The 17,356-nt window shown below is 62.9% G+C and carries 18 protein-coding genes; 5 read left to right on the forward strand and 13 right to left on the reverse strand.

The features are described from left to right. The first annotated feature begins 54 nt into the window (after positions 1-54). A complete protein-coding gene (locus tag BUB53_RS11675) occupies positions 55-1,650 on the forward strand; it encodes a Na/Pi cotransporter family protein (protein WP_073034955.1) in 1,596 nt (531 codons plus the stop codon). 3 nt (positions 1,651-1,653) lie between these two features. Here BUB53_RS11675 and leuB read toward each other — a convergent pair whose 3' ends face one another. The 4 genes from leuB to leuD form a co-directional block, all read right to left on the reverse strand. Beyond that, the gene (gene leuB / locus BUB53_RS11680; RefSeq protein ID WP_073034956.1) at positions 1,654-2,760 is read right to left on the reverse strand and encodes a 3-isopropylmalate dehydrogenase; all 1,107 of its coding nucleotides are present in this window, start codon (positions 2,758-2,760) and stop codon (positions 1,654-1,656) included. Between the two features lie 122 nt (positions 2,761-2,882). Beyond that, positions 2,883-3,944 carry an endonuclease/exonuclease/phosphatase family protein gene (locus tag BUB53_RS11685; RefSeq protein WP_073034957.1) on the reverse strand — a complete coding sequence of 354 codons (1,062 nt, stop codon included), beginning with the start codon at positions 3,942-3,944 and terminating at the stop codon, positions 2,883-2,885. A 17-nt stretch (positions 3,945-3,961) separates the two neighbouring features. Continuing rightward, a complete protein-coding gene (locus tag BUB53_RS11690; protein ID WP_073034958.1) occupies positions 3,962-4,801 on the reverse strand; it encodes a hypothetical protein in 840 nt (279 codons plus the stop codon). A 342-nt stretch (positions 4,802-5,143) separates the two neighbouring features. Continuing rightward, positions 5,144-5,749 carry a 3-isopropylmalate dehydratase small subunit gene (gene leuD / locus BUB53_RS11695; RefSeq protein ID WP_073034959.1) on the reverse strand — a complete coding sequence of 202 codons (606 nt, stop codon included), beginning with the start codon at positions 5,747-5,749 and terminating at the stop codon, positions 5,144-5,146. Between the two features lie 32 nt (positions 5,750-5,781). Between leuD and BUB53_RS11700 the strand changes: the two genes are divergently transcribed. Next, positions 5,782-6,486, forward strand: coding sequence for a hypothetical protein (locus BUB53_RS11700; RefSeq protein ID WP_084729103.1), 705 nt, complete (start codon positions 5,782-5,784; stop codon positions 6,484-6,486). Here BUB53_RS11700 and leuC read toward each other — a convergent pair. The 3 genes from leuC to BUB53_RS11715 form a co-directional block, all read right to left on the reverse strand. Further along, positions 6,479-7,882, reverse strand: coding sequence for a 3-isopropylmalate dehydratase large subunit (leuC, locus tag BUB53_RS11705; protein ID WP_073034960.1), 1,404 nt, complete (start codon positions 7,880-7,882; stop codon positions 6,479-6,481). The two genes, BUB53_RS11700 and leuC, sit on opposite strands and share 8 nt — an antisense overlap. A gap of 223 nt (positions 7,883-8,105) precedes the next feature. Continuing rightward, entirely contained in the window at positions 8,106-8,807 is a 702-nt protein-coding gene (locus tag BUB53_RS11710) for a response regulator (protein WP_073034961.1), read from the reverse strand. After that, a complete protein-coding gene (locus BUB53_RS11715) occupies positions 8,804-9,301 on the reverse strand; it encodes a MarR family winged helix-turn-helix transcriptional regulator (RefSeq protein ID WP_073034962.1) in 498 nt (165 codons plus the stop codon). The genes BUB53_RS11710 and BUB53_RS11715 overlap by 4 nt, the downstream gene beginning before the upstream one ends. A 170-nt stretch (positions 9,302-9,471) precedes the next feature. On the opposite strand from BUB53_RS11715, the gene BUB53_RS11720 reads away from it, so the two are divergent. Beyond that, complete coding sequence (locus BUB53_RS11720; protein WP_073034963.1) at positions 9,472-10,338, forward strand: branched-chain amino acid aminotransferase; 867 nt, start codon at positions 9,472-9,474, stop codon at positions 10,336-10,338. Between the two features lie 23 nt (positions 10,339-10,361). On the opposite strand, the gene BUB53_RS11725 is transcribed toward BUB53_RS11720, so the two are convergent. Next, a complete protein-coding gene (locus BUB53_RS11725) occupies positions 10,362-11,726 on the reverse strand; it encodes an MFS transporter (protein WP_073034964.1) in 1,365 nt (454 codons plus the stop codon). Positions 11,727-11,960: 234 nt separating this feature from the next. Between BUB53_RS11725 and BUB53_RS11730 the strand changes: the two genes are divergently transcribed. Continuing rightward, positions 11,961-12,401: a cytochrome P460 family protein gene (locus BUB53_RS11730; RefSeq protein WP_073034965.1), complete on the forward strand. Its 441-nt coding sequence runs from the start codon at positions 11,961-11,963 to the stop codon at positions 12,399-12,401. Positions 12,402-12,432: 31 nt separating this feature from the next. On the opposite strand, the gene BUB53_RS11735 is transcribed toward BUB53_RS11730, so the two are convergent. From BUB53_RS11735 to BUB53_RS11755, 5 genes are all read right to left on the reverse strand, one after another. Continuing rightward, entirely contained in the window at positions 12,433-12,828 is a 396-nt protein-coding gene (locus BUB53_RS11735; RefSeq protein ID WP_073034966.1) for a (R)-mandelonitrile lyase, read from the reverse strand. A 29-nt stretch (positions 12,829-12,857) separates the two neighbouring features. After that, complete coding sequence (locus BUB53_RS11740) at positions 12,858-13,502, reverse strand: NADPH-dependent F420 reductase (protein WP_073034967.1); 645 nt, start codon at positions 13,500-13,502, stop codon at positions 12,858-12,860. 40 nt (positions 13,503-13,542) lie between these two features. Further along, complete coding sequence (locus BUB53_RS11745) at positions 13,543-14,304, reverse strand: carboxymuconolactone decarboxylase family protein (RefSeq protein ID WP_073034968.1); 762 nt, start codon at positions 14,302-14,304, stop codon at positions 13,543-13,545. 104 nt (positions 14,305-14,408) lie between these two features. Further along, complete coding sequence (locus BUB53_RS11750; protein ID WP_229709538.1) at positions 14,409-15,338, reverse strand: LysR family transcriptional regulator; 930 nt, start codon at positions 15,336-15,338, stop codon at positions 14,409-14,411. 171 nt (positions 15,339-15,509) lie between these two features. Next, positions 15,510-15,968 (reverse strand): (R)-mandelonitrile lyase, encoded by a 459-nt coding sequence (locus BUB53_RS11755; RefSeq protein ID WP_084729109.1) that lies wholly within the window; start codon positions 15,966-15,968, stop codon positions 15,510-15,512. 293 nt (positions 15,969-16,261) lie between these two features. Here BUB53_RS11755 and BUB53_RS11760 point away from each other — a divergent pair, with 293 nt between their 5' ends. Beyond that, positions 16,262-17,353: an alpha/beta hydrolase gene (locus BUB53_RS11760; RefSeq protein ID WP_073034969.1), complete on the forward strand. Its 1,092-nt coding sequence runs from the start codon at positions 16,262-16,264 to the stop codon at positions 17,351-17,353. Positions 17,354-17,356 lie beyond the last annotated feature (3 nt).

The raw sequence follows: 17,356 nt of genomic DNA on the forward strand, positions 1-17,356 counted from the left end.
GGGTTCTTGTGTTTCGCGGTGGCGATTTGCATTCTGTTATCCGGAGTAACCGGCATGATGGCACAGGCATTGCCCGCTCTCGGTGGGATCGGGCTGTTTCTTCTGGGGATGAAGATCATGACCGACGCCCTGCGCGAGGCCGCGGGCGCCGGGCTGCGCCGTTTGCTGGCGCGCTTCACCACCACGCCCTTGCGCGGTGTCGCGAGCGGCGCACTGACCACCGCGGTTATCCAGTCCTCCTCGGCGACCACGGTCATGACGGTGGGGTTCGTGGGTGCGGGGTTGCTCAGCTTTCCGCACGCGCTCGGGGTCATTTACGGCGCGAATATCGGCACCACGGTGACAGGCTGGATCGTGTCGCTGGTGGGGTTCAAGCTCAGGTTGGGCACGGTGGCGATGGGGCTGTTGTTCATGGCCAGCCTTGCGCTTCTGCTGACCGAAGGGCGCATGGCGCGACTTGGGCGGATCGCGGCGGGGTTCAGCCTTTTGTTCATCGGGCTGGACATGATGCAGGACAGCATGAGTGGCGCGGGGGGCTGGTTGCACCCTGATCGGATGCCTGGTGACGGGATCGGCGGAGTGCTGGTCATGGCCTTCGTGGGGCTGGCGATGACGGTCGTGATGCAATCCTCGTCCGCTGCGGTGGCGGTGGTGCTGGTCCTGCTGGACAGCGGCGCGCTGACGCTGATGCACGCCGCCGCCGCGGTGATCGGGATGAATCTGGGCACGACCTTTACCGCCCTTCTCGCCGTGCTGGGCGGATCGCGGGCGATGCAGCAAACGGCGGCGGCCAACCTGCTGTTCAACTTCGGCACCATGCTGATCGCCTTTCCGTTGCTGATGATCTCGGCGGGTACGTTGCAGGATATCGCGATGCGTACCGGGGCGGATACCGCGCTGGTCCTGTTTCACACCGCGTTCAACCTGCTGGGAACGGCGGTGTTCCTGCCGTTTACGGATCGGTTTGCCGGATTGGTCGCGCGCCTGTTGCCCGAGCCGTCAGCCACCACCCCACCGGAGCTGGACGACAGACTGCTCAGCGACGAAGGCGCGGCCATGCAGGCGGCGCACAGTGTCCTTCACTGGGCGGCGCGGGACGTGCTGAACGCCTATTCCGCAGCCCTTGGCCCGGACCGGGATTTGCGGAGGCTGTCGGCGCTTGAACCGCGTGTCGTGCCGGTTCTGGATCAGCTCAAGGATTACCTCGCGCGGATCGTCCTGCCCCGCGACAAACCGGACGAGGCCGCCACCTATGCCGCGCTCATGCATCAGGTCGATCACCTGACCCGCCTTCTGGAACAAAGCAGCAGGCGCAGTTTTATCCCGATCCTGACGGCAAGGCCGGTCACCCTGCGCCCGGTGCGCTGGTTCGCGCGGTGCATGTCGCCTGAAAAGGACCTGTCCCTGTTCGGGATCGGCACGCGGCTGGCGCGTATGTCCGGAGTGATCGACGGGCGCTTCCGGCGGCAGAGGCGCGCGCTTCTGCTGGGCGAACATGCCGGGATTTATTCGGTGCAGGATACGTTCGACACCACCGATGCGATGCGGTGGCTGGCCCGGATCATGCACAATGTGCAACGCCTTGGGGAATACGACCAGACCGTGCAGAACAAACTGGGGCGGACAGATATGCCCGCCCCGCAGTCATAAGGATCAGAGGCTGGCGTCCAGCGCCGCGACGATGGCATCGCCCATTTCCGAGGTCGAGACAGGCTGCGCACCGTCTTCACCCAGCAGGTCCGCGGTGCGTTTGCCATCGGCCAGCACCTGCTCGACCGCCTTTTCAAGGCGCGTCGCCTCGTCCCCCTGATCGAAGCTGTAGCGCAGCGCCATGGCAAAGCTGAGGATACAGGCAATCGGGTTGGCCTTGCCCTGTCCGGCAATATCGGGGGCCGAGCCATGCACCGGCTCATACAGAGCCTTGGGCCGCCCGTTGGCCATCGGTGCGCCAAGGCTGGCCGAGGGCAGCATGCCGAGGCTGCCGGTCAGCATCGCGGCAGCGTCCGACAGGAGATCGCCGAACAGGTTGTCGGTCACGATCACGTCGAATTGCTTGGGCCAGCGGCACAGTTGCATCGCACCGGCGTCGGCATACATGTGGCTCAGTTCCACGTCGGGATAATCCTCGTCATGGACCTTCTGGACCACTTCGCGCCACAGGATGCCCGATTCCATCACGTTGGCCTTTTCCATCGAGCACACCTTGTTGCTCCGCTTGCGGGCCAGTTCGAACGCGCTGCGCGCAACGCGGTCGATCTCGGATTCGGTATACCGCTGGGTGTTGATGCCCACACGCTCGTTGCCTTCCTCGAAGATCCCGCGCGGTTCACCGAAATAGATGCCGCTGGTCAGTTCGCGCACGATCATGATGTCGAGCCCGGCAACCACATCCTTTTTCAGCGACGAGAAATCGGCCAGCGCATCGAAACACTGCGCCGGGCGCAGGTTGGCAAACAGATCCATTTCCTTGCGCAGGCGCAGCAGGCCGCGCTCGGGCTTCACGCTGAAATCCAGATTGTCGTATTTCGGGCCGCCCACCGCGCCCAGCAGAACGGCGTCCACCTCCTGCGCCTTGGCCATCGTATCGTCATGCAGGGGCGTGCCGTGCTTGTCATAGGCGGAACCGCCGACAAGGTCCTCGCTGACGTCAAAGGACAGGTCGCGCTTGGCGCCGTACCAGTCGATGACCTTGCGCACCTCGGCCATGACTTCGGGGCCGATGCCGTCACCGGGCAGAATAAGAAGCGAGGGGGTGCTCATGGGCGTTTCCTTTGCGTTGTCTGGTGTCTGCTTTCGCCTATCCCGAAGCCCCGCAATGGTCAAGAAAGGCGGCTTGGGCCATAGGCGTACAAACCCGCATCACTGGTTTTGGGCGGATAGGTCTATGGCTCGCGCCGGTCGGTTTCCAGATCGACCCAGACCAACCGGTGCGCGCTGGCGCGAGTGGCCGCCTCATGGCCCGGTGTCCCCTTGGGGGGCCAATGCACCGCCGCCGCGCGCACCGTCCAATCCGCCGAGGGCAAAACGTAATCCACCCGCAACGGGCCGGGGCCGGGCGCGGGCCAGTCCACCGTATGCAGGCGCGGATCGCCTTTCGGTCCGGCCACGGGCGGCACCGGGCCGGGGCGCATCGGGCGCGGGTCGCGCACGCGCGGATCGGCCAGCAGGGCGCGGATCGCACCCTTGCGCCCTCCGCCATCCACCGGGTCCACCGTCGCCCCGCCCAGAATGACGAACCGCGCCCTGGGGCCGGGGCCGAACGCTCCGTCCAGCACATGCTGCCAAAGACGAATTTCATCGTGATTGCGGCGGCCATTGCGATCTTCGGGGCCGTCGAACACATGCGGAGCGGCGTGAAAGGCCATCAGGCCAATGCATCCGCCCGGCGCCTGCACCGGCACGATCCAATGCCCGACCGAAGACAGGCGCTGTATCGCCTGCGCCTCCTCCGACGGGAACGCCTTGCCATCCATCATGGGCAACAGCGCCCCCGGCACGTCCTGCCACAGCAGGCCCGACAGATCGCGCACCGCGGCCCGGTCAACCGGATAGCGCGACAGGATCGCCATACCCCCCTGCCCGGAAAACGCGCCATAGCCCTGCGCATCGCCGCCGCCGCCCAACCGCCCGTCACCGTTCAGGTCCAGCCCCGTGGGCTGGCCGCTGTTGGGCGGCAGGGCAAAGATATGCGGATAGTGCGGCCCGGTCCGCGCAATGGCATCGCGCAGCGCCCGCACTGCATGCAGGTCGTGGTCATGATCGACGCCTTGCAACAACAGGATATCCGGCATCACCTGGGCAATCACCTGCACCACGCCAGCCACCTGTGGATCCTTGCCTGCCAGGATATCGCGCAACAACAGGCCGGGGCCGTCACGTTCCAGACCCGTGTTGAATGTCGCGATGCGCAGGGTGTCCGCCGGGGCACCCCCGGCAACGAGCATCAGGAAAAGCGTCAGGATCAGGCGCTGTGCAACGCCTCGGCCTCGGCCCGCGCATAGGCGCGCTTGCGCTTGTCTTCGATCATCTCGGCGATACGAGACATCGCGACACCGCGCATCAGCATACTTGCCGGCAGAAAGGCCCATGCGGTCATCGTCCAGATCAGCGTTTGCGGATTGGCGATCGAGATCGGGTCGATCAGATCGGATGCCGCCTTGATCGCCGCCGGAATCAAGAATGGCAGCAAAGACCCTAACACAATGTTAAGGCCCGCATCCCGTTTCAGACGATACAGAACATCGCCGCCACCCGTCGGATCGAACAGCGGCAGGTTCACCCAGACATTGAACGCACCGTTACGCAACGGCCAGCCAAACAGGCGCACCGCCGTGATGAACACAAAGATCATCACGATGGAGATCGTATAAGACAGTCCTGCCGCCGTGCGCACCGAGGTAACCAGCGCCTCATCGGCATCGGGCGGCATCATCAGCACCACAAGGCGCACCGGCGAATACGGAAAGTCGATCGCCCGGCCCAGCCCGTCGCCCAGCTGCGTCAGGAACAGGCTCCACCCCGTAGGATCGTGGGCGCCGCGCAGGATGACCGTCAGCAGGAAAACCGTGCTGGCGAGTCCGATGAACTTGATCCGGTTGAACGGCGGGGCGAAACGGAATTCGACGATACTGGGATACTGACCGTAATATTCGATGAAGGTCATGAACGACGCGAGAATGGCCAGCACCACCACAAGCTGCGCCGTGTCCGTTCCCGTATCCGGCAATAGCAACGATGGCGTTGCAACCAGCAACGCAACCAGAATGGCGCGCATCAACGCACTGGTAACTTGTGAAAACACTGCCCGCTTCCCTTCAAACTGGACCGGCACGGTACTTCGCCGCGCCGTTGTGCCAACTTGATTCCGCCAATTGTGGCGGTATGCCTCATTTCTGTCCAATTTTTGCCCACTTTCGCTCTGCGGCTCAAGCTGTACCCGGACAAGACATGGATTTTTCGGCAATTTGATGTATGGGGTGGTGCGGGATTGCATCAATTTCGGTACAGAAATTAGGCAGCCTTGTGGTCCACCACTACATCTTGCGGTTCACCCGAACCCGACAACCAGAGGCATATTTCCCGATCCAAAATGAAAGCACCGCCGGATTGCTCCGGCGGCGCAACATATCAACCTGGCGCAAGGTCAGACCCAAGGGCGCTCCGTACCCGCCTTGGCCTCGAAGGCGTCGATGGCGGGCGCCTTTTCCATGGTCAGGCCGATATCGTCCAGCCCTTCCAGCAGGCAATGCTTCTTGAACTGGTCCACCTCGAACGGAAACACCTCGCCATCCGAGGTGGTAATCGTCTGGTTTTCCAGATCGACGATCATCCGCGCATTCGATCCCTTTTCGGCATCCTTCATCAGAACGTCGATCTGGTCTTGCGGCAGGGCGATGGGCAGAATGCCGTTCTTGAAGCAGTTGTTGAAGAAGATGTCGGCAAAGCTGGGCGCGATGACACAGCGGATACCGAAATCCTTGATGGCCCACGGGGCATGCTCGCGGGACGATCCACAGCCGAAATTGTCGCCCGCGACAAGGATTTCAGACTCGCGATACTGCGGTTTGTTCAGCACGAAATCGGGAATTTCGTTGCCGTCGTCGTCGTAACGCATCTCATCGAACAGGTTGACCCCCAGCCCCGAACGCTTGATCGTTTTCAGGAACTGCTTGGGAATGATCATGTCGGTATCGACATTGATCAGGGGCAGCGGGGCGGCAATGCCGGTGAGTTTTTCAAATTTTTCCATTCTGGTTCTCCTTGGCTCGGTCAGAGCCGGGGTTGTTCATCGAAATCAGGGATCACGGGCCGGGAACGGCCTGTGGCAATTGCAGTGGATCGGACGGCGCGGCTGACATAGACTTTGAAATCGTGAAAGAAAGCGCGCTCATCACCTGGCCCGAACTGAGGCAGATTGCCGATTGCACGTTCAACCGTTGGCATGCCGGTATCGGCGATCCCAGCCTCATCGGCTGGCTGACCGTTGTCGCCTATGCCCTGACCTGCGCCCTCGCATTTTCCGTCCGGCGCAAACTGCCGCCGCACCCTGCCGGCCAGAGGTTTTTCTGGTCCTGCCTGGTGGTTCTGCTGGCGTTCCTGGCGATCAACAAGCAACTGGATCTCCAGTCGCTCGCCACCGCCAGCGCACGCTGCACGGCCAAGGTTCAGGGCTGGTACGCCGACAGGCGCAACTTTCAGATCATGGCGATCCTGTCCTTTATCGCCATCGCCTGCTTTGCGGGCCTGATCCTGCTCTGGGTCATACGCAAGGCCTTCTGGCGGAACGCGCTTGCCCTTGCCGGGCTGACAACGGTGCTGACCTTCGTGATGGTCAGGGCGGTGGGGTTTCACCACATGGATGCCCTGATCAAACGCGAAATAAGCGGTCTCCGGCTGAACTGGATTCTCGAACTGTCCGGTATCGCGCTTATATGTGCCAACGCCGTTTATCATCTTCTCCGCTCCCGGCGCACCAGACCTAGATAAGGTCCCGCACGTCCGTCAGCTTGCCGGTCACCGCGGCGGCGGCGGCCATTTGCGGCGACATCAGATGCGTCCGCCCGCCACGGCCCTGACGGCCCTCGAAGTTGCGGTTGCTGGTGGCAGCGCAGCGTTCACCGGGCGACAGCTGATCGGGGTTCATCGCAAGGCACATCGAACACCCCGCAAGACGCCATTCGAACCCGGCCTCCTTGAAGATGTCGGCAAGGCCCTCTTCTTCGGCCTGCGCCCGCACAAGGCCCGAACCGGGCACCACCATGGCGCGCAGACCGTCCTTGATCTTCTTGCCTTTCAGGATTTCGGCGGCGGCGCGCAGATCCTCGATCCGGCCATTGGTGCAGGAGCCGATGAACACCGTGTCGATCTCGATATCGCTCAGCTTCTGACCGGCGGTCAGGCCCATGTATTCCAGCGCACGCTTGGCCGCGTCCACCTTGCCGCCTTCGAAATCCTCGGGGCTGGGCACGGTGTCGGTGATCGGCAGCACGTCTTCGGGGCTGGTGCCCCAGGTGACGACGGGCGCGATATCCTCGCCCTTGATGGTGATCACCTTGTCCCAATGCGCGTCGTCATCGGAATAGAGCGTCTTCCACCACGTCAGCGCGGCTTCCCACTGCGCGCCTTTCGGGGCATGGGGGCGGCCCTTGATGTATTCGAACGTGGTTTCGTCCGGGGCGATCAGACCGGCGCGCGCGCCGCCTTCGATCGCCATGTTGCACACGGTCATCCGACCTTCCATCGACAGCGAGCGGATCGCCTCGCCGCAATATTCGATCACATAACCCGTGCCACCCGCCGTACCGGTCTTGCCAATCACCGACAGGGTGATGTCCTTGGCGGTCACGCCGGGGCGCAACTGGCCGGTGATCTCGACCTTCATGTTCTTCGACTTGGTCTGGATCAGGGTCTGGGTGGCCAGCACATGCTCGACCTCCGAGGTGCCGATGCCATGCGCCAGCGCGCCGAACGCGCCATGCGTGGCGGTGTGGCTGTCACCGCAGACCACGGTCATGCCCGGCAAGGTCCAGCCCTGCTCGGGGCCGACGATATGCACGATGCCCTGCCGGACATCGTTAACCGGGTAATAGTGGATGCCGAAATCCTTGGCGTTCTTGTCCAGTGCCTCGACCTGGATGCGGCTTTCCTCGTTCTGGATACCGTTCACGCGGTCGGGCGTGGTGGGCACGTTGTGATCCGGCACGGCAATCGTGTTTTCCGGCTTGCGCACCTGACGCCCGGCCATGCGCAGCCCTTCAAAGGCCTGCGGGCTGGTCACCTCGTGCACGAGGTGGCGGTCGATATAAAGAAGGGATGTGCCATCCTCGGCCTCATGCACGACATGCGCATCCCAGATTTTGTCATAGAGTGTCTTGGCAGACATGCGGGGAACTCCCGTTTGGCGGAATGTAGTCAAATAGCTCAACAGGTCTGGTCGCGCCTCATAGGCGCGCCAGCACCGTCATGGTCGCACCGTAAAACCGCCAGGGCAGGCGTGCGCGATCATCCATGTCGAAAATCCGTGTCATACCATGTCAGATACAGCCGATCCCCGAGTCTATCAAGGGGATAGGTCACACAAGGCATGCGGCACGAAAACGGCCCACTCAGTCGGGCACCAGCATATACCCCTCGCCGCGCACCGTTTGCAGGTAGCGGGGCTGCTTGGGATCGGCTTCGATCTTGCGGCGCAGCCGGGTGATCTGCACATCGACCGCGCGTTCCTGCGCCTGTCCCCTGTCGCGGCCCAGATCCTCGACCAGCTTGGTGCGGCTCACCGGCTCGCGCAGGTTTTCCGAGAATATCCGCATCAGCTGCACCTCGGTCGCGGTCAGGCGCACCATGGCGTCGCCCTCAAACAATTCCGAGCGTTCGATATCGAACCGCACCTGCCCCATATGCAGCACCTTGGGCGCCGCCAGCGCCGCGGCGGGTTCGGGCATCCGCCGCAGGATCGCGTTGATCCGCAGCAGCAGTTCCTTGGGTTCGAACGGTTTGGGCAGGTAATCGTCGGCCCCCGCCTCAAGCCCCGCAATGCGCTCTTCGGTTTCGCCTCTGGCGGTCAGCAAGAGGATCGGCGTTTGCATCGTTTCGCGCAAGGATCGGGTCAGCGAAACGCCGTCTTCACCCGGCATCATCACATCCATCACGATCAGGTCGAATTCCAGCCCCGACAGGACACGCCGGGCATGTGCCGCATCCCGCGCGACCGACACCAGAAATCCGTTCCGAACCAGGAACTTGCGCAACAGGCCGCGAATGCGCTCGTCATCGTCCACGATCAGCAGATGGGGAATGGGATCGCTCATACGTCCTTGTCCCTGATGGCGTGATAGCGGCGGCGCATATCGGGGTCCATCATCGCCTCCAGCACCTTGCGGAACCCGGCAACCGCTTCGGGACCCGCGGTGCGATATGCGCCCCGCATCCGGGCGCGTTGCGCATCGCTCAGCTTCTGTTCCAGCGCGTCACCGGCATCTGTCAGGTACAGGTGGCGTTCGCGCTTGTCGGCGGTGCCGACGCGGCTTTCCACCAGACCGTCCTCGATCAGGGTGCGCAGCACGCGGTTCAGCGATTGCTTGGTCACGCCCAGAATGGCCAGAAGGTTGTTCACCGTGGTGCCGGGAATACGCGAAATGAAGTGAAGCGCCCGGTGATGCGCACGGCCATAAGCCATCGTCGCGAGGATGCGGTCGGGATCGGCGGTAAACCCCCGATAGGCAAAGAACATCGCCTCGATTCCCTGCCTCAGCTGTTCATCCGTCAGGAACAGCAGGGTTTCCCCACCTTGTGGTTCAGGCATCGGCTCCTCCGGTCGCATCCTGTGAGCGTTTGAAACACATTACGTCAGCTTTATTGACATTCCAAGGATGAACTGGTAGCGAATCGCAGCTTTGACGCAATTATATGTCCGATATGGACGTTTCTCGCGCAATATATGGAAATCTCTGGCCACAATAAAGGAGATAGGCGATGGCTGGTTATGATGATCGTGATGGTAAGATCTGGATGGATGGCACCCTGGTCGACTGGCGCGAGGCCAACGTACATATCCTGACGCACGCGCTGCACTATGCCAGTTCGGTGTTCGAGGGCGAGCGCTGCTATGACGGCAGGATTTTCCTGTCGCGCGAACATTCCGAACGCCTGCTGAAATCGGGCGAGTTGATGGATATGCAGATCCCCTACAGCGTCGATCAGATCGAGGCCGCCAAACGGGCCGTGCTGAACGCCAACGGGCTGGACAATGCCTATGTGCGCGTCGTCGCCTTCCGTGGCGCGGGCGAAGACATGGGCGTCGCCAGTGCGCGCAACCCGGTGCGCATGGCCGTGGCCGCATGGGAATGGGGCAACTATTACGGCGACGCCAAGATGAAAGGCGCCAAGCTGGACATCGCCAAATGGAAACGCCCCAGCCCCGAAACCATCCCGACCGCCGCCAAGGCCGCCGGTCTTTACATGATCTGCACCATGTCCAAACACGCCGCCGAGGCCAAGGGCTGCTCGGACGCGCTGTTCATGGATTACCGCGGCTATGTGGCCGAGGCGACCGGCGCCAACGTGTTCTTCGTCAAGGACGGCGAGGTGCACACACCCGACCCGGACGCGATCCTCAACGGCCTGACCCGCCAGACCGTGATCAAGCTGCTGGAAGAGCGCGGCATCAAGGTGAACGTCCGCCACATCATGCCCGAGGAACTGGAAGGGTTCGAGCAATGCTGGCTGACCGGTTCGGCCGCCGAAGTCACGCCCGTGGGCCAGATCGGTGACTACACGTTCGAAGTCGGCCAACTCACCCGCGACATCGCCGAAGGGTACGAAAAGCTGGTTCGCAGCTGATACATCCCACCGGCCCGGCGCCCCTAGGTGCCGGGCCGGGTTTCGCGTTCGGCAAGGCCGAGCATGGCCAGCGCGCCCAGCAGGCTGAACCCCGACGTGGCCAGCACCGCTTCCCGCCATCCCGCAAAGAAACTTTGCCCGCCAATACCGGAAATCAGAATCGAGACCAGCGCGATACCAATGGCCGATCCCAGATACCGGGCCGTGTTGTTCACCGCCGACCCCATTGCCGAGCGCTCTGCTGGCACGGTCTGTATCGCCGCCTGACCGAGCGACGCGTTCAGGATACCGTTCGAGACACCGGCGACCAGCAGGGCGGGCAGAAAGATCGTCCAATGCGACCCCGGCTGCGCCACAAGCAGCAAAAGCTGCCCGGCCATGCAGCCCAGAATACTGACGATGATCGCCATGCGGACGGAAAGCGTTCCGGGCAGGAAACGCGCGCCAAGTGCCGATACCATCGTCATACCGGACCAGGCAACCAGCACGACCGCCGCCAGAAGCGGTGTATGGCCCTGCCCCCGAACCATCACTGTGGGCACCATCGACATCAGCGCAAGCACGCCCGCCCCCGAGGCAAAGGCCGCAATCGTCGCACCGGAGAAATCGCTGCGCCGGAACAGATCGACCCGAAGGATCGGGTTGGCCACCCGGCGTTCGACATGAAAGAACAGGATCAGGAGGACAGCGCCACCAGAGGCCAGCGCGACCACCGTTGCGCTCAGGCCGAACCGCACCTCGATCAGCGCCGAAAGCAGACAGGACAGCCCCACCATCAAAAGAAGACTGCCGCCGATGTCCATCCGCTCCCCGATCCTTCGGCTTTCGGGAAGCGACAGCGCCACAAGCGCCAGCACCGCAGAGCCCACCGCACACAGCCAGTGGATGGCCTGCCAGCCGCCGAAACCGAGCAGGAGCGAGGCAAGGATCGGCCCCGCCGCCACCCCCGCACCGATCGCCGCGGCCCAGATGCCCGCCGCCTTCCGAAAACCGTCACCGCCGTAAACCTGGCCCAGAAGCCCCAGGCCGCAGGCCATGATTCCCGCCGTGCCAAGCCCCTGGGCAATCCGGGCGGCAATCAGCAACGGCCCGGTCGGAGCGAGCGCGGCAATGACCGAAAACAGGGCGGTGACCCACAAACCGCCGACGAAAGTCCGTTTGCGCCCCAACGTATCGCCAAGCGCCCCCGCGGTCAGCAGACCGGCGGCGGCACCCAGCGGCGTGCCACTCATCACCCAGGCCTGAACACCCGGCGACATGCCGAAATCCGCCGTCATCGCCTCCAGCGTGGTCAGCGGGGCCGTGAAAACCACCAGCGACAGAAGCGTCGACAGCGCCACGACCGTCAGCGGCCCGTTGGAGGTTTCATCCTGCGTGGAAATCTGCATCTGTCCTGTCCATGATTGCCGGTACACCCTGCGGTAAAGAAAGAGATAAACGCTTCGCACCGGCACCGGAATGCACCGCGTCTTACAAGCACTCATGACGCCCCCTCATGAGTGGGCCGATTACCGGTCCGGACGGCATTGATGATCCTGTCTCATGTCCGGTTTCGGGATTGCGGGGCTAATCCGGGGCCTGTCCGGCTGTTACTTTTGCACGGATACAAAAGGAGACACGCCATGCGGATCGCAACATGCATACCGGTGATCGGGGGATTGATCCTTGCGACGCCGCTGATTGCCCAGGTGCTGAACGACGATGTCGCCTTGCGGCCCGACTATCGCGAAGGCGCGCATTACACCACCGTCACAAGGGGCGGCATCACCGAGGAGCTTTATACCTCCGCCGACGCCATCGAAGCGGCCCGCGCGGGCGATCCTTTTCCCGAAGGGACTGTCATCACCATGGACGATTTCCGGGGCGGAGAACTGACCCGCATCCTCGTCATGGAAAAGCGCGCCGCATGGTCTGACCGCTCCGACTCCGGAAGCTGGCTGTTCCGCGAGTTCGCCCCCGACGGCACGCCGAACATGCAAGAGGACGGCACGCGGTGCCAGTCCTGCCATGCATCGCAAGGGGCGAATGATTACGTCTTCACCCGCGACAACATGATGGAGTGAAGGCCGGGCATTGCCGCCCGGCCCGCCCGCTTCAGCCCTGATAATCCTCGTCCGAAACCTTCTCCATCCAGGTGACGGGACTGCCGTCAATGCTTTCCTGAATGGCGATATGGCTCATCGCCGTTTCGGGCAAGGCGCCGTGCCAGTGCTTTTCATCGGCGGGGAACCAGACGACATCGCCCTGGCTGATTTCCTCGATCGGCCCGCCTTCCCGCTGGACCCGGCCACGCCCGAAAGTCACGATCAGGGTCTGGCCCGCCGGATGAGTGTGCCACGCGGTGCGCGCGCCGGGCTCGAACGTGACATGCGCGCCGCCTGCGCGCCCCGGCTCCTCGGCGGTGAACAGCGGATCGACGCGCACGGTGCCGGTGAAATACTCCTCCGGGCCGGGGGCCGAAGGGGTGGTGCCTGAACGAATGATTTTCATGGATCAACTCCTCGATTTGGACACGGGGCTCAATCCCGCAGCTTTTCAAAACGATAGGTAAGCGCCGGGCCACCGGGCTGACCATAGGCCAGTTCCGCCGTGACCATGGCAAAAGGTTCGACGAAACGCGCGGTGTGCAACCCACCCGCCTCCAGCGGTTCGAAACCGATGTCGCGGATAAGCCCGTTCGCGATATCCTTGGCCCCCGCATCGTCCCCATAGATCAGCAGATGCGGGCGCGGTGCCTGCTCTTTGCGGGCGAAAACGCCCGCAAAGCTTTCCGACGGGCTGGTGTTGAAGCACGACACCCAGCGGGCATCGGGGCGCATCCCGGCCAGTTCTTCGGCCCCCGAGGTGGTGGTGCCCACCACCAGATCGGTGTTGCTCTCGTCCAGCGGCACGCAGCAATTCAGCACAACCTGCCCGGCAAGATCGCCCGCCTGCTCCAGCACATCGCCGATCCGCGACCAATGGACCGCCAGCAATACCGCGTCCGCATCCCGCACGGCATCGGCGACCGATCCGCTGGCAGCCCCGGCCCCGGCGTCACGGGCCAGCCGCTCCAGCTTCGCCATGCTGCGCGCATAGGCAAAGGTCACCTCATGCCCGCAACGCGCCCAGAGCGTGCCCAGCTTGGCCCCCATCAGGCCCGATCCCAGTATGCCGATCTTCATCGTGGTTCTCCTTCACGTCATGCGGCGCGCGCCGGGCAGATCATTCAGCGCGGGCTTCAAAGACCTGTTTCGCCACCGGCAGGGCCGAAAACACCTTGGGCCACCCGGTATAGAACGCCAGATGCGACAGCACCGCGCCCGCCTCTTCCTGTGTCAGGCCGTTGTCCATCGCCCGGTTGAGGTGAAAGGTCATCTGCTCGGGCTGGCCTGCCGCAATCAATGCCGCGACGGTCACAAGGCTGCGGTCGCGCGGCTCGAGTCCCGGACGCAGCCACAGATCGCGAAACAGCAATTCGCGGGTGTTGTCCACGACGCCCATGCTGACATCACCGAAATTGCCGCGCACGTTTTCCTCCCGCGCATCCTCGGCGGCTTCGTCCAGCGGCAGCAATTCGGGATCGGTGGCAGGCAGGTCTTCGGCAGTCACACCGCGCGCCTCAAAGACGGGGGCGGCGGCACGGACGGCCGCGGTGGCATTGCCCCATCCGGTGTAGAAGGCAAGATGAGTGATGGTTTCCGAAATCTCCGCCGGGGTCACACCCGCATCCAGCGCCAATGCCACATGATCGGGCAGGTTGCCGGTTTCGTGGCGTGTCGTCAGGGCGACAAAGGTGACAAGCGCCCGGTCGCGGGCCGAAAGTTCCTGCCCCTGCCAGACGGACCCGAACAGATCGTCATTGGAATAGGACTCCAGCGCCGGGGCCACACGGCCAACGGCCTCGGGCAGTGTGCCGGACAGGTCTTGCGCGGTTGCGGTGGTGGCGGTCATTGCAATGGCCGAGGCGGCGAGAAGGGTTTTCATCTGGAACTCCTTTGTGTTGCGGCTACTTCATCTATGTGGCGCCTCCCGGCCCGGCCTTAATGGCCGATCGCGTCACGCCACTCATGATTACGCCTCATGAATGCTCAGCCCCGCTCGCGCAAAGCGTCCAGCACCACCTGAAACGCCGAGGACGGGCGCAACCGGCTGGGATAGTAAAGATGGAAGCCGGGGAAATAGGGCGAGTAATCTTCCAGGCAGGTCCGCAAGGCGCCCGAGGCCAGATGATCCGCCGCCAGCCGCTCGGGGATCAGCGCCAGCCCGTGCCCGTCCAACGCCCCGCGCAGGACAAGGTTTATCGTGTTGAAGCGGGCCTGCCCCTGCACCTTGACGCGGATTTCATTGCCTGTGTCATCCTCGAATTCCCAGGCATAAAGCGCCCCGTGATTGGACAGCCGCAGATTGATGCAGTGATGATCGCCAAGGTCTTGCGGCGATTGCGGGATGCCCTGCGCGTCGAAATATTCGGGCGCGGCGACACAGATCATGCGCTCTTCCGGGCCGATCCGCATCGAGATCATCCCGTCGCTCACCTGATCGCCATACCGCACCCCGGCATCGCATTGCGAACTGGCCAGATCGGTATAACCGTAGTCGATCATGAGCTCGATATTGATCGCCGGAAACGCCTTGAGCACCGGAGACAGCTTGGGCCAGAGCAATGATTCGATGGCATATTCGGTCGCAACGATCCGCACCGTCCCGGTCGGATGGTCCCGCGATTCGTTTAGCGCCTCGAGCCGCGCCTCGATCTTCTCGAAACACGGTGCGAGCGTGGCAAGCAGGTCTTCGCCCTCGAGTGTCGGGGCAACAGACCGGGTCGTGCGGGTCAGAAGCCGCAGGCCAAGCCGCTTTTCCAGCCCCTTGATCGTATGGCTCAGCGCCGATTGCGACACGTTCAGGCGCGCGGCGGCACGGGTAAAGCTGCGCTCTTCCGCCACCGTGGCCAGCGCGATCAGGTCGTTGATGTTTTCGCGAAGCATACGGGAGGCCCTGACCTGCCAATCGAGGATCATGGTTGGTTTCCCTCATGATATATGCGCAGGGCTCATCAGTCCACGCATTGTGCAGTCGCACATCGTGATGTCCCGCAAATTGGGCAATCTTTCGCGCGACCGCCGCGATATGCATCATCCCGTCGGGGATGCGGGTCGGATGCGGCCTGCCAGAACAGGCCGCGATCCGGTTCACTGCGCGAAGTCCTCATCCGAAACCGGGTCGCCCCAGGTCACAGCCGAGTCGTCGACCGCCTCCTGAACGGCGACATGCGTCACCGCGTGCTCATCGGTCGCGCCGTGCCAGTGATCGACATCGGCGGGGAACCAGACAACATCGCCGGCATTCATGACCTGCTTTTCTTCGCCACGGACCTGATACCAGCCCGTCCCGGACGTCACGACGAGCCATTGCCCCACCGGGTGCGTATGCCAGTGCGAGCGCGCGCCGGGCATGAAGGTGACGGAGCCCGCATTGACGTTGCCCATCCGGGCATCGAACACGGGCTGGACATAGACCGTACCGGTAAAGAAATCGGCGCTGCCGGCAGTGCCTGCGCGCTGCTCGGCGCTGGTGATTTCGGCGGTTTGCGCGAATGCCATCGGGGCTGTCAGAGCCATGACAAGTGTCGTTGCGAAAACATGTTTCATATCTGGTTGTCTCCTTCCTTGATCGAAAGCCGGCCTTGGCGACCGGCGGCAAGGACGCATTCCTTGCTGGATCAGACCTAGTGCGTGCCGTCCGGGCGATCATGGTCGGTGGACGGGATGCGCTCATGAGGCAGCCTCATGAATTCAGCCAGTTAACGTCACGCGGGCAAACGCAGAATGTCGCCATTCATGAAGCTGCCTCATGACTGATTGTAGGATCAGGGGGCTTAATAAACCGGCAACACGACCCCAGTTTTCTGTGCATGAAGTTCACTTTGTAAGGAGAACAAGAAATGGCCGATATCATCGTTCCCGCCACCACAGGCGACGTGCCGAACCAGGGCCGCCGCGATCTGCTCAGAATGGCGGGGATCAGCGCCGCCGCCCTCGGGGCCGTTTCCGCCGCCGGAACGCCCGTTTTTGCACAAATCACCGATAACTGGGACAAGACCTTTGCCCAAAGCGACGCCGTCGATCACCAGAAGGTGTCGTTCACCAACCGGTATGGCGTTCCCCTCGTGGGTGACCTCTACATGCCTGCGGACCGGCCCGCAGGGGCGCTTCCCGCCCTTGCCGTCGCGGGGCCGTTCGGCGCGGTAAAGGAACAGGCCGCCGGTCTTTATGCACAGACGATGGCCGAACGCGGCTTTGTCACGCTGGCCTTCGATCCGTCCTTTGTCGGGGAAAGCGGCGGCGATGTGCGTGACGTGGCCTCGCCCGACATCAACACCGAGGATTTCATGGCGGCGATAGACTTCCTCGGTCTGCACGACGCCGTGGATCGGGAACGGATCGGGATCATCGGCATTTGCGGTTTCGGCGGCATGGCCCTGAACGCCGTCGCTGCCGACAAGCGCGTGAAAGCCGTGGCAACCACAAGCATGTATGACATGTCCCGCGTGATGGCCAAAGGCTATTACGACGCGATGACCGACGAACAGCGCGCCGAAGCGCTGGAACAGATGAGCCGTCAGCGCTGGACCGATGTCGAAAACGGCCAACCGGCGATGGCGGGCGGTCTGCCCGACAGTCTGGACGGGATCGACGATCCGGTAATCCGCATGTACCACGGTTATTACAAGACCGACCGGGGCTATCATGAACGCTCGCTGAACTCCAACGGCGGCTGGACCGTGACCAACCCGCTGTCCTTCATGAACATGCCGCTTTTGACCTATATTGACGAGATTTCGCCGCGTCCGGTGCTTCTTGTCGCCGGGTCCGAGGCCCATTCGCGCTATTTCACCGAAGATGCCTATGCGGCGGCGGCGGAACCCAAAGAGATGATGATCATCGACGGTGCGGATCACGTCGATCTTTACGATCAGGTGGACATCATTCCGTTCGACAAGCTGCAATCGTTCTTCGATCAGCACCTCGTCTAAGCG

It is taken from the genome of Roseovarius pacificus (genome assembly GCF_900142665.1).
Lineage (GTDB): Bacteria > Pseudomonadota > Alphaproteobacteria > Rhodobacterales > Rhodobacteraceae > Roseovarius > Roseovarius pacificus.

What these genes read in the sequence shown, in the direction of transcription:
- BUB53_RS11675 (WP_073034955.1), top strand. Translation starts at nt 55, where the DNA reads ATGATGGCACAGGCATTGCCCGCTCTCGGTGGGATCGGGCTGTTTCTT.
- leuB (WP_073034956.1), bottom strand. Translation starts at nt 2,760, where the DNA reads ATGAGCACCCCCTCGCTTCTTATTCTGCCCGGTGACGGCATCGGCCCC.
- BUB53_RS11725 (WP_073034964.1), bottom strand. Translation starts at nt 11,726, where the DNA reads ATGCAGATTTCCACGCAGGATGAAACCTCCAACGGGCCGCTGACGGTC.
- BUB53_RS11745 (WP_073034968.1), bottom strand. Translation starts at nt 14,304, where the DNA reads ATGAAAACCCTTCTCGCCGCCTCGGCCATTGCAATGACCGCCACCACC.
- BUB53_RS11735 (WP_073034966.1), bottom strand. Translation starts at nt 12,828, where the DNA reads ATGAAAATCATTCGTTCAGGCACCACCCCTTCGGCCCCCGGCCCGGAG.
- BUB53_RS11720 (WP_073034963.1), top strand. Translation starts at nt 9,472, where the DNA reads ATGGCTGGTTATGATGATCGTGATGGTAAGATCTGGATGGATGGCACC.
- leuC (WP_073034960.1), bottom strand. Translation starts at nt 7,882, where the DNA reads ATGTCTGCCAAGACACTCTATGACAAAATCTGGGATGCGCATGTCGTG.
- BUB53_RS11715 (WP_073034962.1), bottom strand. Translation starts at nt 9,301, where the DNA reads ATGCCTGAACCACAAGGTGGGGAAACCCTGCTGTTCCTGACGGATGAA.
- BUB53_RS11685 (WP_073034957.1), bottom strand. Translation starts at nt 3,944, where the DNA reads ATGCTCGTTGCCGGGGGTGCCCCGGCGGACACCCTGCGCATCGCGACA.
- BUB53_RS11755 (WP_084729109.1), bottom strand. Translation starts at nt 15,968, where the DNA reads ATGAAACATGTTTTCGCAACGACACTTGTCATGGCTCTGACAGCCCCG.
- BUB53_RS11710 (WP_073034961.1), bottom strand. Translation starts at nt 8,807, where the DNA reads ATGAGCGATCCCATTCCCCATCTGCTGATCGTGGACGATGACGAGCGC.
- leuD (WP_073034959.1), bottom strand. Translation starts at nt 5,749, where the DNA reads ATGGAAAAATTTGAAAAACTCACCGGCATTGCCGCCCCGCTGCCCCTG.
- BUB53_RS11760 (WP_073034969.1), top strand. Translation starts at nt 16,262, where the DNA reads ATGGCCGATATCATCGTTCCCGCCACCACAGGCGACGTGCCGAACCAG.
- BUB53_RS11740 (WP_073034967.1), bottom strand. Translation starts at nt 13,502, where the DNA reads ATGAAGATCGGCATACTGGGATCGGGCCTGATGGGGGCCAAGCTGGGC.
- BUB53_RS11750 (WP_229709538.1), bottom strand. Translation starts at nt 15,338, where the DNA reads ATGATCCTCGATTGGCAGGTCAGGGCCTCCCGTATGCTTCGCGAAAAC.
- BUB53_RS11730 (WP_073034965.1), top strand. Translation starts at nt 11,961, where the DNA reads ATGCGGATCGCAACATGCATACCGGTGATCGGGGGATTGATCCTTGCG.